Genomic DNA, 26,757 nt, shown 5'->3' with positions numbered 1-26,757 from the left:
GAAGACCCTTCGCACCGTCGGGACGACAGGATTTGAACCTGCGACCCCTTGACCCCCAGTCAAGTGCGCTACCAAGCTGCGCCACGTCCCGGTGCCCGTCTGACCTGGGGTTTCCCCTGGCCGAACGTGCACGGAAACAATACCGCACTCGTGCCGGTGGTCGCGCACTCGTTTATGCGGGGCCGACGGGTGGTGCGGGTCAGGGTTGACCTGAAGTTTGGTTGAGGTTGCACGATCATCCGCATGACGATCACAGCGAACCAGAGCTACGCGTACGCGGACCTGCCCCGGCTGATGGGGCTGATGACCGGCGACGAGAAGCACGGGCCGGCGGCGACGTCCACCATGGACGCGCTGTGGGTGCTGTACGACCGGGTACTGCGGGTCGGGCCCGAACGGATGGACGATCCGGAGCGGGACCGGTTCCTGCTCTCCAAGGGGCACGGGCCAATGGCGTACTACGCGGTGCTCGCGGCCAAGGGATTCGTCCCTGTCGAGTGGCTGCCCGCCTTCGGGTCGTACGACTCGCCGCTGGGGCACCACCCGGACCGGGTGCTGGTTCCGGGCGCCGAGATCGGCAGCGGGTCGCTCGGACACGGGCTGCCCATCGCCGTCGGCACGGCGCTCGGACTGCGGGCGCAAGGGCTCGACGAGCCGCGCGTATGGGTGCTGATCGGCGACGCGGAGCTGGACGAGGGCAGCAACCACGAGGCCATCGCCTTCGCCGGGGCCGCCGGTCTCGAACGGCTGCACACCGTCGTGATCGACAACTCCTCCGCCAGCCACGCCCGGCCCGGCGGGATCGCCGCTCGGTTCGAGGCCGCCGGCTGGTCCGCCGCGACCGTGGACGGCCGTGACCACGAGGCCCTGTACGCCGCCTTCACCGCCCCTCATCCAGGTCGCCCACGGGTGGTCGTCGCCCAGGTCGAGCCGAAGTACGCCTGAGCCACATCCGCACAGCGCCTCCTTTCCCCCGGTGCCGTCCGTCATCGCCGCGGCTCCGCGCATCACCTCGTCGGACACGGCATCCGTCATCCCGTACGCCCTGGAAGGACACGACATCCCATGGACACCATGCGTGACCGGTTCGCCCCTGTTGTCTCTCGGCTGCTCGACGAGGACCCCCGCGTCGCCGTCGTCCTCGCCGAGATCGGCAAGGACGGCTTCGCGGACGCCCAGCGCAAGCATCCGGATCGAGTGATCAACGTCGGTATTCGTGAACAGCTCCTGATCGGGGCGGGCGCGGGCCTCGCGCTCACGGGGCTGCGCCCCGTCGTGCACACCTTCGCAAGCTTCCTCGTCGAGCGGCCCTTCGAGCAGGTCAAGCTGGACCTCGGGCACCAGAACGCGGGCGCGGTGCTGGTCAGCGCCGCCGCCTCCTTCGACTGGCCCGCCGGCGGCTTCACGCACATGGCGCCCGGCGATGTGGCCCTGCTCGACACGCTGGACGGCTGGACCGTACATGTCCCGGGCCACCCGGACGAGGCCGAGACGCTGCTGCGTCACGCCGTAGCCGCCGGGGACGACAAGGTGTACGTGCGGCTGTCCGCACAGTCGAACACCCAGGGGCTCGCGGTCGACGGAGCGCGCTTCCTCACCGTCCGCGAAGGGCGTGCGGGAGTGGTCGTCGCCGTCGGGCCGACGCTCGACGCCGTGCTGGCCGCGACGGACGGGCTCGACGTCACCGTGCTGTACGCGACGACCGTCCGCCCCTTCGACACGGCCGCGCTCCGCCGGGCCACCGAGTCGGCGGGTACCGATGTCGTGCTCGTCGAGCCGTACCTGGCCGGCACCTCCACGGCCGCCGCGAACGACGCGCTCGCCGACGTGCCCCACCGGATCCTCGGTCTCGGCGTGAGCCGGCGCGAGCTGCGTCGCTACGGAAACATCGACGAGCACGTGGCCGCACACGGCCTCGACGCGAGGTCCCTGCGGGTGCGGATCGACGCATTCCTGGGAGCGCGGATCCACGCGTAACCGTCGGGCTCCTGGGCGCGCGGGCGCGACAAGGACAGGTCAGCGCGTACCCCTCGGGCAAAGTGCAGGTCCACACGCAACCGCCTCAGCGGTTCTCCCCCCGCGCCGGTTCGGGTATCGCCCCGGTCGTACGCGGCCGGGGTGCGGGGGCATCGACACGGACCAGATTGCGTATGGCGGGCACCACGAGCAGGGCCGTCGAGACGACGAGGGTCATGGCACCGGCGATGAGGAGCACATGGTCCGCGCCGAGGGCCGTGGCGGCCGGGCCCGCCAGGGCCTGGCCGACGGGCATCATCGCCAGCGAGCCCGCGACGTCGTACGCGTGGATGCGGTTGAGGACATCGGGCGCGACCTGCGTCTGGACGCTGGTCGCCCACATCACGCCCCAGAGCGACATGCCCGCGCCGGCTATCACCGCCCCGGCCGACATGGCCGCCACGCCGAGCCCGGCCCCGACGGACGCCGGGAAGCAGGCGAAGGCGAAGACGGCGAAAGAGCCGGCCCGCAGCATGCGGCGGGGGCGCAGCCGCAGTGCGATCAGTCCGCCGATGACGGTGCCGGCGCCGAGGGCCGAGTTGACCAGGCCGTAGGCGCGCGGGCCGTGCTGCTGCACCACCTCCGTCGCCACCAGGGGGACGGTCGGGCCCCAGATGGAGATCATGTACACGCACCAGATGACGATGACGCTCCACAGCCAGGTCCGGGACCTGAACTCCCGCCAGCCCACGGCGAGATCGGCCTTGAAGCTGCCGCCATGAGCGTGGCTTCCGCGTGTCGCCGAGGGCAGCCGGAGCAGCAGCAGACACAGGGCACTCAGCGCGTACGTCGCCGCGTGGGCCGCGAAGACTCCTCCGGCCGAGGCGAACGCCACCAGCAGGCCTGCCAGGGCCGGGCCCGCGAGTTGCGCGGCGGACTCGGCGATCCGTATGGCTCCGTTGGCCCCCTGTACGTCGGTGGCGAGGCGCGGCACCGTGCTGGCGACGCCGGGCTGGAAGGCCGCGCCCGCCGCGCCGTTGACGGCGCCGATCGCGCAGATCTGCCAGAGGACCACGTGATCGGTGAAGAAGAGCGCGGCGGCGAGGGACTGGGTGGCCAGGCGCACCAGGTCGGCGCCGATCATCAGCTTGCGCGTGCTGAACCGGTCGGCGATGACCCCGCCGAAGATCACCAGCCCGGCGAAGGAGGCGGCCGACGCGGCCATGGCCAGGCCGACCGCGCCCACCCCGTACCCGTACTGCAGCAGTCCCGCGGCGAGGGCCACCGGCAACATGGTGTCGCCGAGCCGGGCGAGGGCTCGTGCGACGAAGAACAACGCGAAGTCCCGTGACCAGACGGGCCGACGGGGCCCGTTCGCGGTCATGACGTCGCTATGACCGGAGCCTTCTGGCGGCGCATCGGAAGCCTCGGGCAGCGTCGCACAGGCTTCGTACAGCGCCTCGGAAGCTTCAGGCCGCCGCTCAGAAGCGCCGCCGTCGGATACTCCGCGCGGAGTCGCAGAGGATCCGCGCCGTGCCTCAGACGCACCTGGCGGCCTCTCGCCCGACGACGTCCCGGCCATCCCGCTCGCACCCCTCCCCTGCCCTGCACCCGCACCCGGACCCGCACTGCCGATGCCCCACGACTCCCCCGAGGAGCCAAGCGTCCCGCTCTCCACTCCTGTTGCCGGATCATGCCACGGGGCACTGACAACGCCGGAAGGGTTTCAGTCGGCAGACGGGCGGCCCAACTCCGGGTAGGAATCGAGTAGTCGGGGCGAGGCCGCCTGACGCCAGGAGTCGGCGAGGATGTCGCGGAGTTCGTCGTCGTCCTCCAGCGCGGCGAGCCGGACCCGGACCCAGGCGAAGCCCGCCTCATGGTCGGCGATCCAGAACTTCTCGGGCTCGGCCAGCACGAGTTCGTCGCGCTCCTCCTTCGGGCAGCGCACGGCGATGGAGGTCTCCTCCTCGGGCAGCGTGGCGAACATCTTTCCCGCGACCCGGAACGTGGGCATGCTCCAGGCGATCTTCTCCGTCGTGTCCGGCAGGGAGAGGGCAATACGGCGTACGTCTTCGGCATCCGGCATGAGACGCACCGTAGCGAATGGCACTGACAATCACTCTGCCGAGGACAAGGTCACAGGGGCGCGTGGAAAGTCGCCGCCGCCTGTCACGTACCGACAGCGACCGCGTCCGCACCTGCCCCCGCTCCCACGTGCTTGTAGAAGATCGTCGTCGGGCGCAGCTCGCCGGAGGGCGTCGCCGCATAGTCGGGTATCGCCCCGAGCCGGGTCCAGCCCGCGGAGCGGTAGAGGGACTCGGCGGAGCTGTCGGTCTCGGTGTCCAGGTGCAGGAGGGTCACTCCTGCCGCGACCGCCCCGGCCTCGGCGGTCGTCAGGAGCGTACGACCGATGCCTTGTCCGCGGCCGTCCCGGTGCACCATCAGCTTCACGACTTCGGCGCGGTGGCGGCTGTTGGGCTTGTCGGGGAACGCGAGGCTGACGGTGCCGAGCAGTCGGTCCTCGCCACGGGCCACCCATACGGCGAGACGGCCGGCCGACATCGCGGCCGCGCGCTCCTCCCACCAGGCGACGGCCGCCCGGCGGTCGAGCGGCGCGAGGAAACCGATCGACGCCCCGCCGTCCACGGTGTCGGTCAAAAGGTCGGCCAACTCCTCTACGAACATGAGGAGTTCGGCCGCCGTCAGCCGGGAGACGGTGGTCACGGCGCCACCACCACCAGCGCGTACCGCACGTCCTCGGGACCAGGGCATCGGAACCGCGTCGGGCCCCACACCCGCAGCCGGAGGCAGTCACCGGCGTCGAGGCGGTGCTCGACGTCCTGCGCCGTCACGTGGAGCGTCCCGTCGAGGACCCAGATGTGCTGCTCCAGGCCGGGCACGGGAGGGCGGTCGTACGCGATATCGGCGGCGGCCGAGAGCCGTCCCTCGACGAGTTCGCCGCGCAGCCCGGTGTGCGGGGGCGACACCGACCGTCGTACGAAGCCGGAGGCCCTGTCCTCCCAGATCGTCTGGTCGGCTGCGCGTACCACCGGCGCGGGTGCCGCCTCGACCTCGCTGAGCAGGTGCGACATGGTCCGCCCGTACACACCGCACAGGCGGTTCAGGAGCGAGGCCGTGGGGCTGATCTCCGCGCGCTCGGCGCGGGACAGGGTCGAGCGGCTGATCCCGCTGCGTTCCGCCAACTCCCCCAATGACCAGCCGCGTTCGGCCCGCAGTTCGGCCAGCCGGGCACCGAGCCGGACGTCGACGGCATCCTCAACATCGTTTCCCATATTCGGGATGCTATCCCAGATGCGAGACGAGGGCTCCTCAGTCCACGGTCGCGGCCTCCGTCAGCGCCTCCAGCACCGGCCGGATCAGCGGATGGCCCTCCGCGCCGCGGCGTACGGCCGCGAAGACCCGGCGGGTGGGCGCGACGCCGTCGACCGGGCGTACGAGAACCCCCGTGAGGTCCATGCCACGGAGCGCCGAGCGGGGGACCAGGGCGACGCCCGCGTCGGCCGAGGCGAGGGCGACGACGGCGCGGAAGTCGTCCGAGGAGTGTTCGAGGCGGGGCTGGAATCCGGCGTTCTCGCAGGCCAGGACGACCACGTCGTGGCAGGGGTTGCCCGGGTACGGGCCGATCCACGGGTCCTTGGCGAGCTCGGCGAGGGGGACTTCGTCGGCGTCGGCCAGGCGGTGGGTGACCGGGACGACCGCGTCGAAGGGCTCGGCGTACAGGGGCACGTGGGTGAGGCGCGGGTCGTCCGCGTCGGGGGCGCCCCGGTATTCGACGGCGACCGCGATGTCGACCTGTCGGTCGAGGACCATCGGCAGGCTGGCGTCCCCCTCGGCGTCCTGGACGCGGATGTGGATGCCGGGGGCCGTGGAGGCGAGGCGGGCCAGCGCGGGGGCCACCACCAGGCCGATGCCGGTCGCGAAGGCGGCGACGGTGACCGTGCCCGCGGAGCCCGAACTGTACGCGGCCAACTCGGCCTCGGCGCGCTCCAGTTGGGCGAGGACGGCATTGGTGTGGGTGAGCAGGATCTCGCCGGCGGGCGTCAGTCGTACGCCCTTGGCGCTGCGCTCGACGAGCCGGTGACCCGTCTCCTGTTCCAGAGCGGCCAGCTGCTGGGAGACGGCCGACGGGGTCAGATAGAGCGCGGCGGCAGCCGCCGTCACCGTGCGGTGGTCGGCCACCGCACGAAGGATGTGGAGCCGCCGCGCTTCGATCATGTGACCGATTCTCTCAGGTCACGCACCCAGCTCCGCGCGGGCGGACACGAACGCCTCCACCGCCTGGTTCACGTCCTCCGTCGAGTGCGCGGCGGACAGCTGCACCCGGATCCGGGCCTGTCCCTGCGGAACCACCGGGTACGAGAAGCCGATCACGTACACCCCGCGCTCCAGGAGCAGCTCCGCCATGCGCCCGGCGACGGCCGCGTCGCCGATCATGACGGGGGCGATCGCGTGGTCGCCGGGGAGGATGTCGAAGCCCTCCGCGGTCATCCGGGAGCGGAACAGCGCGGTGTTCTCGGCGAGCCGGACGCGCAGGTCGTCGGCTGACTCCAGCAGGTCGAGGACCTTCAGGGAGGCCGCCGCGATCACCGGGGCGAGCGTGTTCGAGAAGAGGTACGGGCGGGAGCGCTGGCGCAGCAGGGCGACGATCTCGGCGCGGGCGGCGACATAACCGCCGGAGGCCCCGCCGAGCGCCTTGCCGAGGGTGCCGGTGATGATGTCGACGCGGTCCATGACGCCGTGCAGCTCGGGGGTGCCGCGGCCGCCGGGGCCGACGAAGCCGACGGCGTGCGAGTCGTCGACCATGACCATGGCGTCGTAGCGGTCGGCGAGGTCGCAGATCTCCTTCAGGGGCGCGACATAGCCGTCCATGGAGAAGACGCCGTCGGTGACGATCAGCCGGCGCCGGGCGTCGGACGCCTCCTTGAGCTGGGCCTCCAGGTCGGCCATGTCGCGATTGGCGTACCGGAAGCGGCGCGCCTTGGACAGCCGGATGCCGTCGATGATCGACGCGTGGTTGAGGGCGTCGGAGATGACCGCGTCCTCGGCGCCGAGGAGGGTTTCGAAGACGCCGCCGTTGGCGTCGAAGCAGGAGGAGTAGAGGATCGTGTCCTCCTGGCCGAGGAACGCGGACAGCCGCGCCTCCAGTTCCTTGTGAACCTCCTGCGTACCGCAGATGAAGCGCACGGAGGCCATGCCGTAGCCCCAGCGGTCGAGTGCCTCGTGAGCGGCGGCGACGACCTCGGGGTGGTCGGCGAGACCGAGGTAGTTGTTCGCGCAGAAGTTGAGGACCTCGCCGGGGCGACCGCCCGCGGTGACGCTCACGGTCGCGGACTGCGGGGTGCCGATGACACGCTCGGGCTTGTGCAGACCGGCGGCGCGGATCTCGTCGAGGGTGGTGCGCAGGTCGTCGCGTACGGAATCGAACATCATCAGTTCCTTCGAGTTCTCAAGCAGTCCGGGGGTCTCAGGCGGTCCGGATCTCAGGCAGTCCGGATCTCAGGCAGTCCGGGTCTCAGGCAGTCCAGTCGAGGATGACCTTGCCGCCGCGGCCGCCGGCCGCGTCGGCGAAGGCCGCCTCGTAGTCGCGGTAGCCGTACCGGCCGGTGATCACGGGCGCGAGGTCGAGGCCGCCTTCGAGGAGGACCGACATGGCGTACCAGGTCTCGAACATCTCGCGGCCGTAGATGCCCTTGATCGTGATCATGGAGGTGACGATCCGGGACCAGTCGACCGGGAACTCCTGGGACGGCAGTCCGAGCATCGCGATCCGGCCGCCGTGCGTCATGTTGGCGATCATGTCGCGCATCGCCTCGGGGCGGCCAGACATCTCCAGGCCAATGTCGAAGCCCTCGCGCAGGCCCAACTCGCGCTGACCGTCGGCGATCGTCGCCTGTGCGACGTTCAGCGCGAGGCTCACACCGATCTTGCGGGCCAGCTCCAGGCGCTCCTCGCTGACGTCGGTGATGACGACGTTGCGGGCGCCCGCGTGGCGTGCCACGGCCGCGGCCATCAGGCCGATCGGTCCCGCACCCGTGATGAGTACGTCCTCGCCAACGAGCGGGAAGGACAGGGCCGTGTGCACGGCGTTGCCGAACGGGTCGAAGATCGCGGCGACATCGAGGTCGACGGGGACGCGGTGCACCCACACGTTGGCGGCCGGCAGGACCACGTACTCGGCGAACGCGCCGTCGCGCCCCACGCCCAGGCCGACCGTGGCGCGGCAGAGGTGGCGGCGCCCGGCCAGACAGTTGCGGCACTTGCCGCACACCAGGTGGCCCTCGCCGCTGACGCGGTCGCCGACCTTGATGTCCGCGACATCGCGGCCGGTCTCGACGACCTCGCCGACGAACTCGTGCCCCAGCACCAGCGGCGTGTCGATGGCCTGCTGCGCCCAGCCGTCCCAGTTGCGGATGTGCAGGTCGGTGCCGCAGATCCCGGTCCTGAGGACCTTGATCAGTACGTCGCCGGGGCCGGCCTGCGGCTCCGGAACGTCCGTGAGCCAGAGCCCGGGCTCCGCCTTCTCCTTGACCAGCGCCTTCACGCGACGGCTCCTGTGGGTGAGGTCCCGGGGCAGGGCACGCCAAAGCTAGCCCGTACCGGGGAGAGGGGTGAATTCCCGTAGGAATCTGCCGTACGGCGGTGCTCCTGGTCCATCGAGGTTTTCTTAAGCGCGGCCGCAGCTTTCCTTCACGCCTGCCTCAGGGCCCGCGCGGTCAGGGTGTCTGCCCCCGCTCGAAGTACGCGGCCAGTTCCGGGTCGAGCGGCGGCACCTCGCGCGGAGTGCCGCCGTCCCGCAGCGACTCGGTGGCCCGGAACCCGGCCGCCACCGCCATGCGCGCGGCGACCGGGGAGGTGTCGGTGCGCCCTCCCTCCCGTGCGAACCGGAGGAACTCGTCGATCAGCAGCGGGTCGGCGCCCCCGTGCTCGGCGTCCTGGTCGGCCTCCGGCACCGGATACTCGGCGTCGGCCCGGTCCCGCTGCCCCGAGCGGCGGCTGTTCCAGACCTTGACCACGCCGCCGGGCCCGTCCCCGAAGTTCTCCAGGCGGCCGGCGTCGCCGATGACGGTGTAGTTGCGCCAGTAGTCGGGCGTGAAGTGACACTGCTGGTAGGCCGCCAACACCCCGTTGTCCAGACGCATGTTGACCAGCGACACATCCTCGACGTCGATGGCCGGGTTCAGCGCCCGCTGGGTGTGCGGGGGCCAGTGGCCCCGCTCCGTGTACCAGTCGTCGGTCTTGGGCTCGCCCGGCGCCCACCGGTGCGGGATGTCGCCGTACACCATGAGGTCGCCGAGCGCCTGCACGTGCCGGGTGTAGCCACCAGCCAACCAGTGCAGTACGTCGATGTCATGGGCGCCCTTCTGCAGCAACAGGCCGGTGGTGTACCGGCGTTCGGCGTGCCAGTCCTTGAAGTACCAGTCGCCGCCGTAGCCGACAAAGTGGCGCACCCACACCGTTTTGACCATGCCTATGTGGCCGCGCCGGATGATGTCGCGCATCAGCCGGATCACCGGCATATGGCGCATGTTGTGGCCCACGTACAGCCGGGTGCCCGTCTCGAAGGCGGTGCGCAGGATCCGGTCGCAGCGCTCGATGGTGATGTCCAGGGGCTTCTCGACGAAGACGGGCTTGCCCGCGCGCAGCGCCTCGCAGGCGATGTCGGCGTGGGTGTGGTCCGGGGTGAGGACGAGCACGGCGTCGACGTCCGGGTCGTCGATGACTTTGTGGTGGTCGTCGACGGTCCGCACGCCGGGGATGCGGTCGGCGGCGCGGTCCCGCAGCACCGGGTCGTGTTCGGCGACGACGGTCACGCGCGAGCCCCGGCCGGGGCGGTGGGCGATGCGCGCGAGGGAACCACGCAGGCCGAAGCCGAGGGCACCGAGACGCAGGTCGGTCATGGCGTGCCTTTCCGGGCCGGGTCGAGGAGGCTCGGGCACAGCGTTCCTCCTCGGGGCCGAGATCAATCTCCCATCGGGCAACAGAATCCTCGGGCGGGCACCCGGTGCCAAGGACGCGGGCGTGCTGTGTCCGCGGCCGGGATCAAAGGGTGGAGGGCCCTCCCCCTACGGGAAGGGCCCTCCAGCCCGTCATGCCGCCGACCGGATCACGGGTCGATGAGGGCGAACCTCCTGGTCAGAAGGTCCTCATCGCCCTGCTGGATGTGCAGCACCACATCTCTGAAGGTGAGGTGGAGCAGCTCGACGCGCCAGTTCCCGTTGGGGCACACCTCACGCGCGGAGGGCGTCTCCGGCGGCGGGATCGTCACGTTCCTGAACGTGATCTGACCGTTGCGAGGATCGATGTCCTGGGTCGGGCCCTGCACGTTCTGGAACTCGGTGCCCTGGCCGGGGGCGATGTTGCCACCCCGGTTGACACACACGTACTCGGCTTCCACCGACCCCGCCGTGAGGAAGGCCTGCGTGGGGTCGTTGCCGAGACCGGCAGCCTTTCCGCTGCATTGCAGCCCTGTCGTGAGGCTCTTGGTACAGGTGACGTCGCCGATGAAGTGTGGACTTTGGGCCGTGGCCGTCGACACGCCGGTAGCGGTCGCTACAAGCGTCATGACAGCGGCGGCGAGAACGCGTCGCATGCAGTTCTCCATGTTGTCTTCGTGCGGGTGTGGATGGGGCGAGGTGCCCACCGGACGCTCTTGGGACGCACCGGCGACTCATCCATCTCGCGTCACGGAGGGATTCATGCGCAGGTTGGGACATTTGGAGTACGAAAATCAGCCGTCGTGGCGCAGCCAGGTATCCCGCCGCACCCGCTCCCGCACCCCTTTCCTGACGGCCCCCGACCCCGGCGTCCCGCCCCTGATGCCCGGACGCGCTCGTCGTGCTGCCCACCCTCAGCCGGCCACAAGCGCCTGCCCGCCGACGCGGCCGACGCGAACGGGCCTCGGCCGAGCCGCGGAACCGACTGGGCACTGGCCGGGACACGAACGGACCAGCCCGTACGGTCGTCGCCCCGCATGGCTGGAACCAGGACACGGGCACGGACCGCCCGGCGCTCCCTCAGAATCCCCCGCTTGCCTCTCGTCGCTCGATCCGCTCGACCAGTTCCGCCGCCAGCGTCTTGATGGTCTCCAGGCCCGCCTTCCCCCACGGGCGCGGCTCGACGTCGACGACGCAGATCGTGCCGAGCGCGATGCCCGTATGGTCGATCAGCGGGGCGCCGAGGTAGGAGCGGACGCCGATCTCGTCGACGACCGGGTTCCCGGCGAAGCGCGGGTAGTCGCAGACGTCCTCCAGGACCAGCGCCCTGCGTCGGACCACCACATAGGGGCAGAAGCCATAGTCGCGCGCCATATAGCGGCCCCCCTCAGGAACGGTGCCGTCCCCAGTGTCGGCCGCGGGCGGCAGGATGCTTGCCCCACTTCCGTCCGGGGTGTGCAGGCCCGCGAAGAACTGCCGGTTCTCGTCGATGAAGTTGACCATCGCGTACGGCACCGCGGCGACCTCGGCGAGCCGGTTCGCGAAGGCGTCGAAGGCCGGCTCGGCGTGCTCCCCCAGCCCCAATCGGCGCAGCCGCCGCACCCGGGCGGGGGCGTCCTTGTCCTCCGGCGTCAGCAGCAGACGACCGGCCGGACGCGGCGGGTCGTAACTCATGTAGGGGCTCCGTGACGTGGGGTGGGTGTCATGAACGGGCTCCGTGGCTCGCGGCGTGCGTCATGTGTGGGCTCCGTAGCTCGCGGCGTGCGTCATGTGTGGGCTCCGTGACTCGCGGCATGCGTCATGTGTGGGCTCCGTGGCTCGGCGCGTGGGTGGGCGCGTGGGCGAGGAGATGGCGGACCAGGGTGAGCAGGGTCTGCACGCCCGAGCTGGAGATCCGGGCGTCGCAGCGCACGACGGGGATCTCGGGGTCGAGGTCGATGGCCGCGCGCACCTCCTCGGGGTCGTAGCGGTACGAGCCGTCGAACTCGTTGACCGCGACGATGAATCCGAGACCGCGCTGCTCGAAGAAGTCGACGGCCGCGAAGCAGTCCTCGAGCCGACGGGTGTCGGCGAGGATCACCGCGCCCAACGCCCCCTCGGAGAGCTCGTCCCACATGAACCAGAACCGCTCCTGCCCGGGCGTGCCGAACAGATAGAGGACATGTTCCGGATCGAGGGTGATGCGGCCGAAGTCCATCGCCACGGTGGTCTCGACCTTGCTCTCGATGCCATCGAGACTGTCGGTCGCGGCGCCGACCGTGGTGAGCAGCTCCTCCGTGCTGAGCGGCGCGATCTCGCTCACCGCGCCGACGAAGGTTGTCTTGCCGACCCCGAACCCTCCCGCCACCAAGATCTTCAGTGCGGTGGGGAAGGGGTCAGAGCTGTCGTCGTAGTCCATCGAGCACTGCCTCCAGAAGAGACCGGTCAGTGGGGTTGTGGTGGAAGGACGGGGGCTTCGTGGTGAGCGCCCCGCAGTCGACGAGGTCGGACAGCAACACCTTGGTGACCGCCGCCGGCAGCTTCAGATGGGCGGCGATCTCCGCGACCGGGACCGGCGCCCGGCACAGTTCGAGCGCCTGGGTGTGCTCGGGGCCGAGGTAGCCGAGGGGGGTGGCCCCGGTGGCCATCACCTGCGACAGGAGGTCGAGCGCGGTCGTGGGCCGGGTCCGGCCGTTGCTGACCGTGTAGGGGCGCACAAGGCGTCCGGCAGCGTCGTCGAGCCAAGGCCCGTCGCCGGCCGCGGCCACGCTCAAGGCCTCATCGCCGAGGGTTCGACGGCGGGCTGCCGGGGCGCGGTCATCAGGTACGGCCGGACGCTCTTGACGAGCATCGCCATCTCATACCCGAGTACCGCGGCGTCGGCCTCGCGTCCGGCGAGCACGGCGAGACAGGTGCCGGAGCCCGCGGTGGAGACGAACAGCAGGGTTGAGTCGAGTTCGACGACGACCTGCCGCACGTCGCCGCCGTCCCCGAAGCGGACTCCCGCGCTGCGGCCGAGGGAGTAGAGGCCGGAGGCCAGCGCCGCCATGTGGTCGGCGCTGTCCGGGTCGAGGCCGTGGACCGACTTCACGAGCCCGTCGCAGGACAACAGCACCGCACTCGTGGTGTGCGGCACACGCTGGACGAGGCCGCTCATCAGCCAGTCGAGATCGGATACATGGCCGGTCGGCGCATCGCTCGCCATGGTGGATCGACTCCTTGAGGTACGAAGGTCTGCGGGAGCGGAGGGGGTGGGGGTGGTGAGGGGGGTGGTCATCCGGCCGGTGCGCTCCCGTCGTGCCGGGCAGTGAGGTCGTGTCCGGGCGCGGGCTCGGTGTCCCGCGTCCCCTGCGCCTCGTGCGGCGCCGGCGCGTGCGCCGTGTGCGCTTCGGCTATGTGCGCCGTGGCCGCGGGCGTTCCGTCCATCAGCGGTACGTCCATGGGGGCCGCGCCGCTGGGGGTGGCACCGGCGGACGACGACCCGTCGCTCCGGGGCACGCCGTCCATGTGCGGCCCCTCCGTGTGGGGTCGCTTCATGTGCGGCCCATCCATGTGCGGACGCTCCATGTGCGCGTGGCCAATGTGCGCGTCGCCCATGTGCGCGCTGTCCCTGCGCGTGCCGTCCCTGAGGGCGCGGTCCGTGTAGGTGCCGTCCATACGCATGCCGTCCCCGGGGGCGCTGTCACCGTGGGACGTCCCCGTCGGCGGCACATCCATCCGGACCACTTCCAGGGGCGGCAGTGCATCCGAGCGCATCAGGTCCAAGTGCGACCGGTCCATGGGTGATGCCTCCAGGGGCGATGCCTCCAGGCGCGCCGTCTCCGCGTGGGCCGCCTCCGCGAGCCCGATGCCGCGCTGGAACGCGGCCATGAGACCAGGGTCGTGGCCGGCGACGTGCTCCGTGTCCTGGCGGGGTGCGGGCCCGTCGCGCAGTTGGGGCGCGATGTGCTCCTGGGCGCGTCGCCTGGGCAGTTGGGGCTTGCCCATGGTGCCGCGGACGGCGCCACCGCGAGGCGTGGGCGGCACGGCCGCGTTCTCCGTGGCGATGCGCCGGTCCTCGGGGCGAATGCCGGGCACGGCGTCCGCCGGGTTGGGCCGCTCCCCGTGGGTGCCGCGCACGGGAAGCGGAGCGGGACCGCGGCCGCCCGCGACCGGCGCACCCGGCACCGCGCGCGATGGTGCCTGGTCGCGCTGGGACTGCCGTGGCACGGAGGACACCTGACGGCCGCCGGGCGAGGCGGGCGCCGACGCGGCCTGCGGGGGCTGCGGTCTGGCGGGCGGGCGCCGTTCCCCGGCCGCCTCCTGGGGCGGCCCCTGCGTTACGTCCCCTGGGGCGCCCGGCGCTGTACCCAACAGCCCCTGCGGCACGACGAGTACGGCCTGGACACCGCCGTAGATGTTGGTCTGCAGCCGGACGTGGATGCCGTGCCGCCGGGCGAGCTGCGAGACCACGAACAGGCCGATGCGTCCGTCCTGCAGCAGGCTGGCGACATTGACCTGGTCGGGGTCGGCGAGCAGGGCGTTCATCTTGTTCTGCTCGCCCAGGGGCATGCCCAGGCCCCGGTCCTCGACCTCGACGGCGAGCCCGGAGGTGACCAGGTTGGCACGCAGCAGCACTTGGGTGTGCGGGGCCGAGAACACCGTGGCGTTCTCGACGAGTTCGGCCAGCAGGTGGATGACGTCGGCGACCGCGTGCCCGCGCAGGGTGCCGTCGATCGGCGGCACCAGCTTGACCCGCGAGTACTGCTCGACCTCCGCGATCGCGGACCGCAGTACCTCCATCATGGAGACGGGGTTGCTCCACTGACGGCGTGAGACGGCGCCGCCGAGCACGGCGAGGTTCTCGGCGTGGCGCCGGATGCGGGTGGCGAGGTGGTCGACGTGGAAGAGGCCCTTGAGCAGGTCCGGGTCCTCGATCTCGTTCTCCAGCTCGTCGAGGATCGAGATCTCGCGGTGCACGAGGGACTGCAGCCGCCGGGCCAGATTGACGAAGACCTCGACCTTCTGTTCGCTGCCCGCGTGGCTGGAGAGCTGCGCGGCCTGCACGACAGCCGTGACGGCACCGTCGTGGGCGCGCGACAGGTCGGCGGCGAGGAGCTCGAAGTCGTCGGCGTCCACGGGAGGTTGGCGACGCGCCTTGCGCGCGGGCGGGTTCTCGCCCCGGCGCAGCCCTTCGACAAGGGCGCGCAGATCGGCCTCCGTCCGCGCGCTGGTGCGGCGCAGGGCACCCAGGCGCTCCCGTACGGACTTGGCGGCGCGGTCGGCTGCCACGGCGGCGATCACGATGCCGGCCAGGGCCACGCCCACGGCTCCGGCGAGCACGCCCCAGAGGATGAGGCCGGGCCGGGCGCCGGTGGAGCGGACGGTGAACAGCACGGCCGCGCACGCGCTGAGGGCCACCGCGATCGGCGGCAGGAACGCGAGGCGCAGCAGCTGGGGCCGCAGGTGCGTCTCGGGCAGCGAGGGGGCGGTGTGGGCGACCGGTCGCCCGTGCCGCCCGCCCTCACGGCGGTCTGCGCGTGCGGCCGGTGCGCGAAGGTGAGACATCTGCGTCCTCGTACTGTGGCGTCGGGAGCGCGGGGGCTCCCGCGGGTCTGCGCGGCTCGGGCGTGCGCCATCGCGTGTCGGTCGAGAGAGCCGAAGAATTCGGCCCCGCGTCGCCCGACGGCAACTGACAGTAGTCGCCAACGCATCATGTGCGGTGGGCAGTTGACAAAGTCCCACGGGCAGCGTCCCGCTCTGGTATGAGGCCTCGTACGACAGACCGATAACTCCATCGGACACGCGTTCTGGTGCGGCGCTGATCCGATCGAAGCTGGTCAGAAGTGGTCGTGAACAGACGGCGAGGGCCGGGGAGCGATTCGCTCCCCGGCCCTCGCCGTCCATCGGAAATTCAGGAAATTCAGCCCGCGGGTACTGCCTCCGGCTCCCCGGTGTCCTCCGTCGAGCCTTCGGCGACGTCACCCGGTGTGTCGGCGACGGTCGTCTCGACTGCGGGCCACCCGCCCCGCGGCGGCACGGCCACGCCGCGCCACCAGGGCTCGGACGGGACGGTCTCGGCCGTGGGTTCGAAGGGCTCGCCGGGGCGCGGCAGCGCGATGCGCGCACCGGCCGCGTGCCCGGCGGCCATCGTCCCCTCGCCGGGCTCCGCCCAGGGGTGGGTCGCCAGGTTGAACGTCGCCCAGTGGATCGGCAGCATCACTCCGGAGGGCCGGTCGCCCTGGAGGTCCAGGTGGGCGCGCATGCCCTCCTCGGGCGTCATGTGGATGTCGGGCCAGAACTCGCTGTACGCGCCGATCTGGATCATCGTGGCGTCGAACGGGCCGTGCTCGGCGCCGATGTCCTTGAAGCCGTCGAAATAGCCGGTGTCACCGCTGTGGTAGATCCGGTGCTCATCGCCCGCGACGGCCCAGGAGGCCCAGAGCGTGTGCTGCGCGTTGCGCAGGCCGCGGCCGCAGAAGTGCCGTGCCGGTGTGGCGGTCAGGGAGATCCCGCCGACCTTCGTCGACTCCTGCCAGTCCAGCTCGCGCAGGCGGTCCGCCGACACGCCCCAGTGCTCGAGATGGGCGCCGACGCCGAGCGGCACCGCGAACACCGTGTCCGTGTCGGCCAGGGCCTTGATGGTGGGCAGGTCGAGGTGGTCGTAGTGGTCGTGCGAGATGACGACGACGTCGACCGGGCCGAGCGCGGCCAGCGGCAGGGGCACCGGGTGCAGCCGCTTGGGCCCGGCGAAGTTGAACGGGGAGCAGCGCTCGCCCCAGACCGGGTCGAAGAGCACGCGGTGCCCGTCGATCTCGGCGAGCACGCTGGAGTGCCCCATCCAGGTGAGCCGCAGCCCGCTCGCCGCGGGCCTGGCCAGGTCGGCGAGCGTCGTCGCATGCACCGGCACCGTCCCGACCGGGGCGCGGTGGGCACGCTCCTCCGAGCGGAAGTAGACCTTCGCGAACTCGAGCATGGAGCCATCGGGGCGGATCCGGGCACTCTCCGGGTTCTTGAAGACACCGTCCGCGAAGTTCGGCGATCTGCGGATGCGCTCGAGGCGCTCACCACCTGGATCCGCGCCGAAGGCGGCGGGCCGCAGCGCGCGGAGCCCGGAGCTCAACGTACGGAAACCGGTCACGGTTACCTCCAGGTGGAGTCGGTCAGGCTTTTCATTATGGGGGCCGCCTCTGACAGCGCCGGGTCGCCCCGGTGACAGCGCGATGTCCGTGGCTCTCGGCCCGTCTCTCCTCAACCCCACCGCGCACGCGCTTCTTCCGCGCGAGGGAACCGTACTCGAACACCCCGGACGCATGGGGTGCTCACGGCCGCGGAACCGAGTACAACCTGAAGTCGCCGAGCGGACCCGCCCCGCTTCCCTTGCGGTATACGGCTGACGCGACAGCCCCCTACTGATGATCCGTTCAGTACGTTGACACGGCCGCGCGCCGCTTCCGATACTGACTGATGATTCAGTAAAACCGTCCGGTGGCCCGTCGGCCACGCCGATCCGTCCGCGCCTGGAGGCACCATGTCCGACCTCCCCACCGAGCTGGTCCCGCTCAGCACGGAACAGCGCGACATCGTGGAGCTGACGCGTGCGTTCGCGCGGGAGGAGATCAGGCTACGCGCGCGTGCCGTCGACGAGGCCGACGTCGAGACGCCGTGGGACCTGTGGCGCAAAGCGGCCAAGGTGGGGATCACCGGCTTCATGCTGCCGGAGGAGTTCGGCGGGGGCGGCTTCACCGACGTGTTCACGCAAGTCCTGGTGCAGGAGGAGCTGTGCGTCGGTGACCTGGGAATCGGCAACCTGCTCTGCTCGAACGGCTTCTTCGCCGACCCGGTGCTGGAGCTCGGCACCGAGGAGCAGCAGCGGCAGTGGCTGACCCCGCTCGCCGGTCCCGACACCCCGATGACGTCCCTGGCGACCACCGAGCCGGGCGCCGGCTCCGACGCCGCGTCGATCGTCACCACGGCGCACCGCTCCGACGGCGGCTACCGCCTGAACGGGCAGAAGGCGTGGATCTCGAACGCGGGCGAGGCCGAGCAGTACGTCGTGTTCGCCAAGACCGACCCCACCCGGCGCGCCGCCGGGGTCAGCGCGTTCCTGCTGCGCAAGGACACCGAAGGCGTCTCCTTCGGAGAGCCCATGCGCAAGATGGGGCAGCGCGCCATCGTCTGCCGGGAGATCTTCTTCGAGAACGCGTACGTCCCCGAGGAGCACCGGCTCGGAGCGGAGGGCGAGGGGTTCCACGGACTCATGGGGACCTTCGACATCTCCCGCACGGTGCTGGGCGCGGCTGCGACGGGCGTGGCGCGGGCGGCGTACGAGTACGCGCGCGACTACGCCCGCGAGCGGCAGCAGTTCGGCAAGCCGATCATCGAGCACCAGGCGGTGGCCTTCCGCCTCGCCGACATGCGCACGCGCGTGGAGCAGGCCCGGCTGATGACCTGGCGGGCCGCGAAGCGCCTCGACGCCGGTCTGAACGCGACCGCCGAGGCGGCGATGGCCAAACTGACGGCGTCCGAGACCGCCGCGTACTGCACCTGGGCGGCCGTCCAGACGCTCGGCGGCTGGGGCTATTCGCGGGAGTTCCCGGTCGAGCAGTGGATGCGCGACGCCAAGCTGGAGGAGATCGAAGAGGGCACCTCGGACATCATGCGGCTCGTCATCGCGCGGAGCCTGTGATGGGCGACGCGGTCACCGGTGGTGAGGCGCTCGTCCGCGCCCTGTGCGGACACGCCGTGACCCAGGTCTTCGGTATCCCCGGCACGCACAACCTGGAGATCTACCGCCACCTGTCCGCGTACGGCATCCGGCATGTGCTGCCGCGCCACGAACAGGGCGCGGGATACGCCGCCGACGGCTACGCGCGCGTGACGTATCGCCCCGGGGTGGTGATCACGACGACCGGGCCCGCACTCCTGAACGCGGCGGCCGCCATCGGGCAGGCGTACTCGGACAGCGTGCCGCTGCTGGTGGTCTCGCCCGGGATGCCGCTGCGGCACCCGCGGCTGGCGACCGGTCTGCTGCACGAGATGCGCAGCCAGACCGAGGCGCTGTGCGGTGTGGCCGCGTTCAGCCACCGGGTGTCGTCGGTCGCGGAGATCGACGCGGCCGTCGCCCGGGCCTTCACGCTCTTCGGTACGCGGCGACCGCGACCCGCACACATCGAGGTGCCGCTCGATCTGCTGGAGGCCACCGAGGAGACCGGTCCCGTGCGCATCACCCCGCGCGTCGCGCCCCTGGCACCCGACACCGAAACCGTACGGAAGGCCGCCGACATCCTGAGCGGCGCCCGGCGCCCGGCGCTGGTGCTCGGCGGCGGGGCGCGGGGCGCGACCGCCTCGTGCCTGGCTCTCGCGGAGGAGTTGGGCGCTCCCGTCGTCACGACGGCCAACGGCAAGGGGATCGTCCCCGAGACACACCCGCTGTCGCTCGGAGTCTCGCTGCACAGCCCGTCCGTCCAGAGGTGGCTCTCCGGTCGGGACGCCGTACTCGCCGTCGGCACCGAACTCGCCGAGTCCGATCTGTGGTCCCCGCCTCCCACCCTCAACGGCAGGCTGATCCGCGTCGACCTGGACCCCGACCAGATGTACGCGGGCCTGCTCGCGGACGTCGAGGTCGTCGGCGACGCGCGTGTCTCCCTGAAGGCGCTGCTTGCCGAGGTGAAGGCGCTCCCGCCCGGAGCGCGGCGGCACGCGCGCGTGGACGCCGATGTACAGGGGCACGCGCGCGTGGAGGCCGACGAGGACGCCGTCGGACAGGTGAGCGCCCTGCGGGCCGCCCGCGACGCCGAGACCGCCGAACGCGACGCCCGCTGGATCCCGTACCTCAAGGCGATCCGGGCCGCGCTCGACGACGACGCCGTCATCACCTCGGACAGCGCCCAGTGCTGCTACTACGGCGCGCTCCCGCACCTCCCGCTCGGCCCCGAGGGCCGCTATCTTCACCCGACCGGCTTCGGCACGCTCGGCTACGCGCTGCCCGCGGCGATCGGTGCCAAAGTGGCGCGTCCGGATCGCCAGGTGGTGGCGCTCAGCGGGGACGGCGGCCTCCAGTTCACGGTCCAGGAGCTGGCGACCGCGGCACAGCTCCGACTCCCGCTGCCCGTCGTGGTGTTCGACAACGGCGGCTACGGCGAGATCCGCGACGAGATGGCCGCCCGGGGCGACAGCCCCACGGCCGTGGACCTCGCACCAGTCGACCTGCCCGCCCTGGCCCGCGCCTACGGAGGGCAGGGCACACGCGCGTGCGGCCCGGACGAGCTGACCGCCGCGCTCACCGAGGCGCTGCGCACCCCCGGCCCCACCCTGATCGCCATCCCCGAGGAGTCCCGATGACCGCCCCCCTGATGACGCTCACCTGGACGGACCATGTCACTGGCCGTCAGGGCTTCCTCGTCGTCGACCGGCTCGTGCGCGGCGTCTCCAGCGGCGGTCTGCGGATGCGGCCCGGCTGCACGCTGGAGGAGGTCGCGGGGCTCGCCCGCGGCATGACCATGAAGGAGGCCCTGCACTACAACCCCGAGGGCCGCTACGTCCCGCTGGGCGGAGCCAAGGGCGGCATCGACTGCGATCCCCAGGACCCGGCGGCGTACGGCCTTCTGGTGCGCTATCTGCGTGCCATGCGCCCGTACATCGAGAGCTTCTGGACCACGGGAGAGGACCTCGGCCTCACCCAGGACCTGGTCGACCGGGCGGCCGAGGAGGCGGGGCTCGTCTCGTCCATCCAGGCCGTGTACGCGCTGCTCGACGACGAGGCGACGGCCCGGCGGCGGCTCGCGGACGCGTTCGCGGTCGAGGTGGACGGCATCGGACTCGACGAACTGGTCGGCGGCTGCGGCGTCGCCGAGTCCGTACTGGCCGCCCTGGACCGGGCCGCAGTGGCGTACGAGGGGACACGCGTCGCCGTGCAGGGCCTCGGCACCATGGGCGGGGCCACGGCCCGCTTCCTCGCGCGCGCGGGGCTCAGGGTCGTGGCCGTCGCCGACATCAAGGGCACGATCGCGAACCCCGAGGGCCTCGACGTCGACGCGCTGCTCGCGGCGCGGGACGCGTACGGGACGGTCGACCGCTCGGCGCTGCGCCCCGCCGACCGTGAACTCCCCGGCGACGCCTGGCTGTCCGCCGACGCCGAGGTGCTGGTGCCCGCGGCGGTCTCGTACGCGATCGACGCCGTGAACCAGCGGCGGATCACCGCCCGTTGGATCGTCGAGGCGGCCAACATGCCCGTCCTGGCGGAGGCGGAGGAGCTGCTCGCCGCGCGCGGGGTCATCGTGCTGCCGGACGTGGTGGTCAACTCCGGGACGAACGCCTGGTGGTGGTGGACGCTGTTCGGCGACATCGGCGCCGACGCGGACGAGGCGTTCGCGTACACGCGGCGCTCCATGCGCGCCCTGATCGACCAGATGCTGGCCCGCGCGGAGGCCGACGGGACGACGCCGCGGGCCGCCGCGCATGCCATCGTCGCCGACCGGCTGCCGGTGATCGCGGAGCGGTTCGGGTGGTACCGATGACGGACGAGGCGCCCCTGGCCGCCCTCTTCGACCCGCGCTCGGTGGCCGTGGTGGGTGCCTCCGACGACCCCGCGAAATGGGGCTACTGGCTGGCGAGAGGCGCCCTTTCGGGACGCGAGCGCCGGGCGGTGCATCTGGTGAACCGGCGCGGCGGCGGCCTCGACGGCGTGCCCTTCCGGCCCGGTCTGGCCGATCTGCCCGACGCGCCCGAGCATGTCGTGGTGGCGGTGCCGGCGCCGTTCGTACGTCCCGCCGTCGCCGAAGGGCTCGCCGCGGGCGCCCGCTGCTTCACGGTGATCACCTCGGGCAGCGGCACGGCCGATGAGCGCGCGCTCGCCGAGCTGGTGACCGGCGGCGGGGCACGGCTGCTCGGCCCCAACTGCGTGACTCCTCCCCCCGGATAAATCCGGGGGGCTTCTCCTATCCTTGGCACACGGCTACTGACTGAACGAGCAGTCAGTAGTGGCCGTACTTTGGGCCCCGCCTCGCGACAGTGTCAAGGGGTCGCGAGCGCCTGTCGTGCCCGTGTCGGAGCCGCTGTGTAGGGTTGCCGCGTGGCGAGAGTGCGGTTGAGCGTGGCGGAGCGGCGCGAGGAGTTGCTGCGGGCCGCCGTCGAGCAGATCGAGGCGCGGGGCGTGTCGGCGGTGCGGATCGCCGACGTGGCCTCGGCGCTCGGGGTGAGCAACGCGCTGGTGCTGTACCACTTCTCGACGAAGGAGAAGCTGGTGGCCGCCGCGTTCACGTACGCGGCCGAGGACGACCTCGCCCATCTGCGCAAGCTGCTCGGCCGCCGCACGACGGCGCTGCGGCGGCTGCGAGCCGCCGTGCGCTGGTACGCGCCGACGGGCCAGGCCAAGGGCTGGCGGCTGTGGATCGAGGGCTGGGCGGCGGCGCTGCGCGAGCCCGCGCTGCGGGAGGTCACACGTGATCTCGACAAGCAGTGGAAGGCCGCGATCACCGAGGTGATCGCGGAGGGAGTGGCCGCGGGCGAGTTCCTCTGCCCGGATCCCACGGGGGCGGCCCTCCGCCTCACGGCGCTCCTCGACGGCCTGGCCGTCCAGATGACGGCGTACGCCGGAGCGGTGTCGCGGGCGCGGACCCACGAGTGGGTGGACGAGGCGCTCGCGCGCGAACTCGGACTCGAGCGTGAGGCGTTGGCGGCGGCGGTGCGCTGAGCCGCGCACCCGCAGACGCTGCGGCTACGGTATCCGTCTGGCCTGAAGGCCCTCAGGCGTCGGCCGTCTCCCTCCAGCTCAGTCCAGCTCGTACACCGCCGTAAGCGTGATCGTGTCGCGGATCTCGCCGGGAGCGACCGGCACACCCGTCCCGCCCTGGTCGAAGGCGGCTGCCGCCACGCGTACCGGGCGGGATTCGCCGCTGCTGTCCTCGGTGAGGGAGACGAGTCGGCCGAGGCGGTGGCCGCTGAGGCGGGCGTATTGGAGTGCCTTGGTGTGGGCGTCGTCGTGCGCGGCCTCGCGGGCGCGGGCGTGCAGCGGGGCGGGGTCGGCGATGTCGAAGGCTACGGAATGGATGCGGCCCGCGTTGCCGGTCGCGTCGGTGACGGCCTGCAGGACCGCCCCCGTCTTGCCGATGTCACGGACCTTCACCGAGAACGACTGCGCGGCCTGGTAGCGCGTCAACTTGGAGACACCGTTCTGGTCCTCGTAGACCGGGGACAGCGAGAGGCTCTCGGTACGGATGTCGCGCTCCTCGACGCCTTGGGCGCGTACGGCATCGAGCAGGGCGTTGGCCGCGGTGGTCTGTGCGGCGAGCGCCTCTTTCGAGGTCTTCGCGGTGACGTCGACGCCCGCGCCGATGAGCGCGAGGTCCGGCGTGGCGGTGGCGCTGCCCTGGCCGGTGACGGTGACCGTCGAGGGGCTGGGCTCGGCGCTGAGCGCGGGGCGTGCGGACAGCGCGAACGCCGGTGCCGTCGCGGCCTGCGGAAGGGTGAGGGCGAGGAGGGTCGCGGCGAGTGCGGTGGACGCGCGGAGGGCGGGCATGCGGAGTCTCCTTCGGGCGCCGCCCCTCGAGACGTCGGGGCGGTTCGCGGTCATCCCAGCACCGCCGACCGCGCCCCGCCCCGCGCCACTCCCGCGCTGTCACCTCACCGGTCGAGCCACCGGCGGTCCCTCCGATGCGGCGACTCAGGCCACCGACTCGATCCGCATCTTGATGTCGTCGGGCGAAAGCGCACCCTTGGCCGCCACATGGTCCCCCGACGACTCCCCGCGCAACCGCCGCCCGATCCACGGGACCAGGTACTCGCGCGCCCAGTGGATGTCGTCGCGGCGCACTTCGAGCGTGCCGCGCGGCGGCAGCGGCGGCCAGGGCTGGTCCGGGTCGGCCGGTACGTCGAGACCGAGCACCTGACCGGCGCGGAGAGCCACACGCGTGTGGCCCTCGGGCGACAAGTGCAACCGGTCGCCGTCCCAGGCGCGGCGGTCCTGGATCGTCTTGAGTGACCACAGGTCGAGGACGGGACATCCGTAGCGGTCGGCGATGGCCCGCACATGTCCGTTGTACGTGGCGATCTTGCCGCGCAGATGCTTCAGCACGGGCACGCCACGGGTGTCGAAGCCGGTGGTCACCATCACGGTGCCGACGGCGGGGGTGAGTTCGGCGATCGCGCGCTCGAAGCGCTCCGCGACCTCGTCGGGGTCGGTGCCGGGCCGGATGATGTCGTTGCCGCCCGCACAGAAGGAGACCAGGTCCGGCGCCAACTCCTTGGCCCGCTGGAGCTGGTCCTCGACGATCTGGTCGAGCAGTTTGCCGCGCACGGCGAGATTGGTGTAGTTGAAGTCGCCCTCGGGCCGCCGGTCCGCGAGAAGTACCGCGAACCGGTCGGCCCAACCGACAAAGGCCCCGTCAGGACCGGGGTCGCCGACGCCCTCGGTGAAGCTGTCCCCCACCGCCACGTACGACCCGATCACTGATCTGTTGTCACTCTTCGAATCGTCTGCCACATCGGGCCATGATTCACCTTCGGATGTGAGCTACGCGACCGTAGGGAAGGGTTGACGGATGGTGAGATAAGCCACGCGTCAAGTGTTGTCCAAACCCGGAATAAGCCCCTGATCAGGGACGTTGATACAGCCGCCACACACGGAAGTCGGAGATCCGGAAGTGGCTCCACACGGTGCGGAACGCGAAGTGCCCACTTGTGTAAGGCTCCGGGTCGGTGTAGTCGAAGACCAACCGCCCGTTGTTCCACCATCGCACGACGGAGCCGTCCGAGACGATCCGGACGCGGTGCGGCTCGTTCGCCGTGAGCAGCGGCTCCGTGTAGTCGTAGATCAGCGGCCGGACACCGGCCTCACCGACGTAGCGGCGCAGCCGTGTCGTGGTGTTCGAGTTGGCGCCGTATCCGACGTAGTACGTCTTGAGGTAGTCGTATGCGGCGAGGGTGCCGTCCCGGGGCGTGGCGAAGAGGTCGTCCGGGGAGCGTACGTCGACGGCGTTCCAGAAGTTGTTCAGGTCGGAGACCCGGTCGTTGACGCCGCCCGCGGAGACGGGTGTGGCCGTGTACTCGATGACGTACGGCCCTTCGAGCTTGCGCTTGAACCAGACCGTCGCGCCACTCGGTACGTCGATCTCCAGGACACCGCGCGAGGCCGTGACCTTGCCGCCGTCCTGCAACTCGGTGGCCCACTGGCCCAGGCCGTGCCGGAAGTCGTCTGCGGCGATCAACTGTCCGCGGCGGTGGGTCGGTGCGGCGCTCGCGGCGGTGGCCGGGAGCAGCGCCGACAGGGCGGCACCGGCGGCCAGGGTTCCAAAGACTCTGCGGGTCGTCATGGGACTCCATCCGTACGAGGGATCGTGGTGATCGCGGGCTTCGACACCCGCCGGGCCTCGGTGCCACCAGGCGCTCACACCGAACTCGGCTTCTCCTCATGACCGTTGACGACAGCGTTCCGTACCCCTGGTGATCGAGGAGAGCGACGAGCCGAACGGCCACGTTGCGAAGCAGGGACCTCCGAAAGTATAGAAAGCGCTTGCGGGGATCGCTGTGACACTGTTCCGCTCGTGGATCGCCCATGAGGGTGCCGGAGGGGTCGCTCACGCAACACCGAAGGCCGGACCCCGGGGATCATGGGGTCCGGCCTTCGGCGGCTGTCCTGCCTCGAGAGGCAGAGAGTCCTGCCCGTCAAGGGCAGGAAGTCAGGAAGCGGGGTCAGCCAACGGCGACACCGTGCGCACGCAGGTACGCCACCGGGTCAACGTCCGAGCCGTAGTTCGGCGTGGTGCGGATCTCGAAGTGCAGGTGCGGTCCGGTGACATTGCCGGTCGCGCCGGAGAGGCCGACCTGCTGGCCCTCGGTCACGCTCTGGCCCGCCGAGACGGAGAGCGCGGACATGTGGGCGTACTGGGAGTACTGGCCGTCGGCGTGCCGGATGACGACCTGGTTGCCGTAGGCGCCGCCCCAGCCGGCCGAGACGACGGTGCCCGAGGCGATGGCCTTGATCGTGGTGCCGGTCGGGACCACGAAGTCCACGCCGGTGTGGTAGCCGCTGGACCACATGCTGCCCGCCACCTTGTAGGCGGTACCGACGGTGGCGCCCGCGACCGGCAGGGTGTAGCCGGAACCGCTGCCGGCGGACGCGGTGTTGGCGGCCGTCGTGGTGGTCTTGGCGGGCTTCGCGGCCGAGGGCGTCGTCTTGGTCGACGACTGGGTGGCTCCGCCCGAGGCGGCCTTCTTGCCGAGCGTCAGCTTCAGGCCGGGGTGGATCAGCGACGGGTCGCTGCCGATGGCCGAGCGGTTGTCGGAGTAGAGCCTCTTCCAGCCACCCGTGACGTTCTGCTCGTCAGCGATCTTCGAGAGATAGTCACCGGCCTTCACCCGGTAGGTCTTGGTCCCGGCCGCCTTTTTCGCGGCCGTGGGAGCGGCGGCGGCGGTCTTCGCGGGGTTTTCGGCAGTCTGCGCGACAGCGGCGGTCGGGGTCGCGGCGTGGGCGCCGGTGGCTCCCATCAGAGGCAGCGCGAGCGCGGCGCCGCCGGTTCCGGCCACGGCGATCGAGCGGGTGAAACGCTGGGACTTGGGACGGCGGTGCTTACCCTTCGCGGGCATGACGAATTCCTCTCCGGCGCCTGCGAGGTGAGCTGTCGGGTGCGGGCTGGAGATGCCCGGCCGTGCGCATGCACGGCTATACCCCTAGCCGTTCCGGAGACCGGAACAGGCGTGGTACCTGCGGGTCCCCCGCTCCTGCCGTGTGCGGGTGAGTGAGCGAATTCCGGGCGGCGGCAGGATTGGGCGTCCGTCCGGATTGAGGGCGAACGTAAGCGAGATGAGAGCGTGTCGACAACCATGCGGCTTTTCTGTACGCGCGCCTTTCTTGATCCATGCCGGAATTCCCGTCACCCTCTGTGGATTG

Annotated in this window: 26 protein-coding genes, 1 tRNA gene and 1 riboswitch; of the genes, 7 read left to right on the top strand and 20 right to left on the bottom strand. The window is 71.3% G+C overall.

Annotated features, from left to right (window positions below):
• Positions 1-17 precede the first annotated feature (17 nt).
• A tRNA-Pro gene (locus tag ACFY0T_RS19285) sits at positions 18-91 on the bottom strand.
• Between the two features lie 152 nt (positions 92-243).
• Here ACFY0T_RS19285 and ACFY0T_RS19280 point away from each other — a divergent pair.
• Positions 244-945 carry a transketolase gene (locus ACFY0T_RS19280; protein ID WP_388871504.1) on the top strand — a complete coding sequence of 234 codons (702 nt, stop codon included), beginning with the start codon at positions 244-246 and terminating at the stop codon, positions 943-945.
• 120 nt (positions 946-1,065) lie between these two features.
• Positions 1,066-1,977, top strand: coding sequence for a transketolase family protein (locus tag ACFY0T_RS19275; protein WP_388871502.1), 912 nt, complete (start codon positions 1,066-1,068; stop codon positions 1,975-1,977).
• Between the two features lie 85 nt (positions 1,978-2,062).
• Here ACFY0T_RS19275 and ACFY0T_RS19270 read toward each other — a convergent pair whose 3' ends face one another.
• From ACFY0T_RS19270 to ACFY0T_RS19200, 15 genes are all read right to left on the bottom strand, one after another.
• A complete protein-coding gene (locus tag ACFY0T_RS19270) occupies positions 2,063-3,340 on the bottom strand; it encodes an MFS transporter (RefSeq protein WP_388871499.1) in 1,278 nt (425 codons plus the stop codon).
• Positions 3,341-3,682: 342 nt separating this feature from the next.
• Complete coding sequence (locus ACFY0T_RS19265; protein ID WP_388871496.1) at positions 3,683-4,042, bottom strand: MmcQ/YjbR family DNA-binding protein; 360 nt, start codon at positions 4,040-4,042, stop codon at positions 3,683-3,685.
• Between the two features lie 83 nt (positions 4,043-4,125).
• On the bottom strand, positions 4,126-4,641 hold the full coding sequence (locus tag ACFY0T_RS19260) for a GNAT family N-acetyltransferase (protein ID WP_388871565.1): 516 nt from the start codon (positions 4,639-4,641) through the stop codon (positions 4,126-4,128).
• A gap of 35 nt (positions 4,642-4,676) precedes the next feature.
• A complete protein-coding gene (locus ACFY0T_RS19255; protein ID WP_388871493.1) occupies positions 4,677-5,249 on the bottom strand; it encodes a helix-turn-helix domain-containing protein in 573 nt (190 codons plus the stop codon).
• Between the two features lie 37 nt (positions 5,250-5,286).
• On the bottom strand, positions 5,287-6,192 hold the full coding sequence (locus ACFY0T_RS19250; RefSeq protein ID WP_388871490.1) for a LysR family transcriptional regulator: 906 nt from the start codon (positions 6,190-6,192) through the stop codon (positions 5,287-5,289).
• 18 nt (positions 6,193-6,210) lie between these two features.
• Complete coding sequence (locus ACFY0T_RS19245; RefSeq protein WP_388871563.1) at positions 6,211-7,404, bottom strand: glycine C-acetyltransferase; 1,194 nt, start codon at positions 7,402-7,404, stop codon at positions 6,211-6,213.
• A gap of 85 nt (positions 7,405-7,489) precedes the next feature.
• The gene (gene tdh, locus ACFY0T_RS19240; protein WP_388871487.1) at positions 7,490-8,518 is read right to left on the bottom strand and encodes an L-threonine 3-dehydrogenase; all 1,029 of its coding nucleotides are present in this window, start codon (positions 8,516-8,518) and stop codon (positions 7,490-7,492) included.
• A gap of 172 nt (positions 8,519-8,690) precedes the next feature.
• Entirely contained in the window at positions 8,691-9,875 is a 1,185-nt protein-coding gene (locus ACFY0T_RS19235) for a Gfo/Idh/MocA family protein (RefSeq protein ID WP_388871485.1), read from the bottom strand.
• A 206-nt stretch (positions 9,876-10,081) separates the two neighbouring features.
• Complete coding sequence (locus ACFY0T_RS19230) at positions 10,082-10,567, bottom strand: hypothetical protein (protein ID WP_388871482.1); 486 nt, start codon at positions 10,565-10,567, stop codon at positions 10,082-10,084.
• A gap of 424 nt (positions 10,568-10,991) precedes the next feature.
• Positions 10,992-11,585, bottom strand: coding sequence for a GAF domain-containing protein (locus tag ACFY0T_RS19225; RefSeq protein ID WP_388871479.1), 594 nt, complete (start codon positions 11,583-11,585; stop codon positions 10,992-10,994).
• A gap of 124 nt (positions 11,586-11,709) precedes the next feature.
• Positions 11,710-12,309: an ATP/GTP-binding protein gene (locus tag ACFY0T_RS19220; RefSeq protein ID WP_388871476.1), complete on the bottom strand. Its 600-nt coding sequence runs from the start codon at positions 12,307-12,309 to the stop codon at positions 11,710-11,712.
• Entirely contained in the window at positions 12,287-12,658 is a 372-nt protein-coding gene (locus ACFY0T_RS19215) for a DUF742 domain-containing protein (protein WP_388871473.1), read from the bottom strand. Before ACFY0T_RS19215 ends, ACFY0T_RS19220 begins: the two co-directional genes overlap by 23 nt.
• 2 nt (positions 12,659-12,660) lie before the next feature.
• Positions 12,661-13,095, bottom strand: coding sequence for a roadblock/LC7 domain-containing protein (locus ACFY0T_RS19210; RefSeq protein WP_388871471.1), 435 nt, complete (start codon positions 13,093-13,095; stop codon positions 12,661-12,663).
• Between the two features lie 68 nt (positions 13,096-13,163).
• Positions 13,164-15,437 carry an ATP-binding protein gene (locus ACFY0T_RS19205; protein ID WP_388871468.1) on the bottom strand — a complete coding sequence of 758 codons (2,274 nt, stop codon included), beginning with the start codon at positions 15,435-15,437 and terminating at the stop codon, positions 13,164-13,166.
• Between the two features lie 355 nt (positions 15,438-15,792).
• A complete protein-coding gene (locus ACFY0T_RS19200; RefSeq protein ID WP_388871465.1) occupies positions 15,793-17,010 on the bottom strand; it encodes an MBL fold metallo-hydrolase in 1,218 nt (405 codons plus the stop codon).
• Between the two features lie 390 nt (positions 17,011-17,400).
• Between ACFY0T_RS19200 and ACFY0T_RS19195 the strand changes: the two genes are divergently transcribed.
• From ACFY0T_RS19195 to ACFY0T_RS19175, 5 genes are all read left to right on the top strand, one after another.
• Complete coding sequence (locus tag ACFY0T_RS19195) at positions 17,401-18,558, top strand: acyl-CoA dehydrogenase family protein (RefSeq protein WP_388871462.1); 1,158 nt, start codon at positions 17,401-17,403, stop codon at positions 18,556-18,558.
• Entirely contained in the window at positions 18,558-20,213 is a 1,656-nt protein-coding gene (locus ACFY0T_RS19190; RefSeq protein WP_388871459.1) for a 5-guanidino-2-oxopentanoate decarboxylase, read from the top strand. Before ACFY0T_RS19195 ends, ACFY0T_RS19190 begins: the two co-directional genes overlap by 1 nt.
• The gene (locus ACFY0T_RS19185) at positions 20,210-21,388 is read left to right on the top strand and encodes a Glu/Leu/Phe/Val dehydrogenase dimerization domain-containing protein (RefSeq protein ID WP_388871456.1); all 1,179 of its coding nucleotides are present in this window, start codon (positions 20,210-20,212) and stop codon (positions 21,386-21,388) included. The genes ACFY0T_RS19190 and ACFY0T_RS19185 overlap by 4 nt, the downstream gene beginning before the upstream one ends.
• Entirely contained in the window at positions 21,385-21,792 is a 408-nt protein-coding gene (locus ACFY0T_RS19180) for a CoA-binding protein (protein ID WP_388871454.1), read from the top strand. Before ACFY0T_RS19185 ends, ACFY0T_RS19180 begins: the two co-directional genes overlap by 4 nt.
• Positions 21,793-21,942: 150 nt before the next feature.
• Positions 21,943-22,563: a TetR/AcrR family transcriptional regulator gene (locus tag ACFY0T_RS19175; RefSeq protein WP_388871451.1), complete on the top strand. Its 621-nt coding sequence runs from the start codon at positions 21,943-21,945 to the stop codon at positions 22,561-22,563.
• Between the two features lie 78 nt (positions 22,564-22,641).
• Here ACFY0T_RS19175 and ACFY0T_RS19170 read toward each other — a convergent pair whose 3' ends face one another.
• The 4 genes from ACFY0T_RS19170 to ACFY0T_RS19155 form a co-directional block, all read right to left on the bottom strand.
• Positions 22,642-23,388 (bottom strand): SIMPL domain-containing protein, encoded by a 747-nt coding sequence (locus ACFY0T_RS19170; RefSeq protein WP_388871448.1) that lies wholly within the window; start codon positions 23,386-23,388, stop codon positions 22,642-22,644.
• Between the two features lie 144 nt (positions 23,389-23,532).
• Positions 23,533-24,318, bottom strand: a complete 786-nt coding sequence (locus ACFY0T_RS19165) for an SGNH/GDSL hydrolase family protein (RefSeq protein ID WP_388871444.1) — start codon at positions 24,316-24,318, stop codon at positions 23,533-23,535.
• 145 nt (positions 24,319-24,463) lie between these two features.
• Positions 24,464-25,180 (bottom strand): DUF6250 domain-containing protein, encoded by a 717-nt coding sequence (locus tag ACFY0T_RS19160; RefSeq protein ID WP_388871441.1) that lies wholly within the window; start codon positions 25,178-25,180, stop codon positions 24,464-24,466.
• A gap of 379 nt (positions 25,181-25,559) precedes the next feature.
• Positions 25,560-26,453 (bottom strand): peptidoglycan DD-metalloendopeptidase family protein, encoded by an 894-nt coding sequence (locus ACFY0T_RS19155; protein WP_388871438.1) that lies wholly within the window; start codon positions 26,451-26,453, stop codon positions 25,560-25,562.
• 4 nt (positions 26,454-26,457) lie between these two features.
• Positions 26,458-26,622, bottom strand: a riboswitch (cyclic di-AMP (ydaO/yuaA leader).
• Between the last annotated feature and the right edge of the window lie 135 nt (positions 26,623-26,757).

It is taken from the genome of Streptomyces sp. NPDC001530, from assembly GCF_042894545.1.
Lineage (GTDB): Bacteria > Actinomycetota > Actinomycetes > Streptomycetales > Streptomycetaceae > Streptomyces.
The sequence above is the reverse complement of the archived record's forward strand: the minus strand, read 5'-3'. Positions and strand labels throughout refer to the sequence as shown.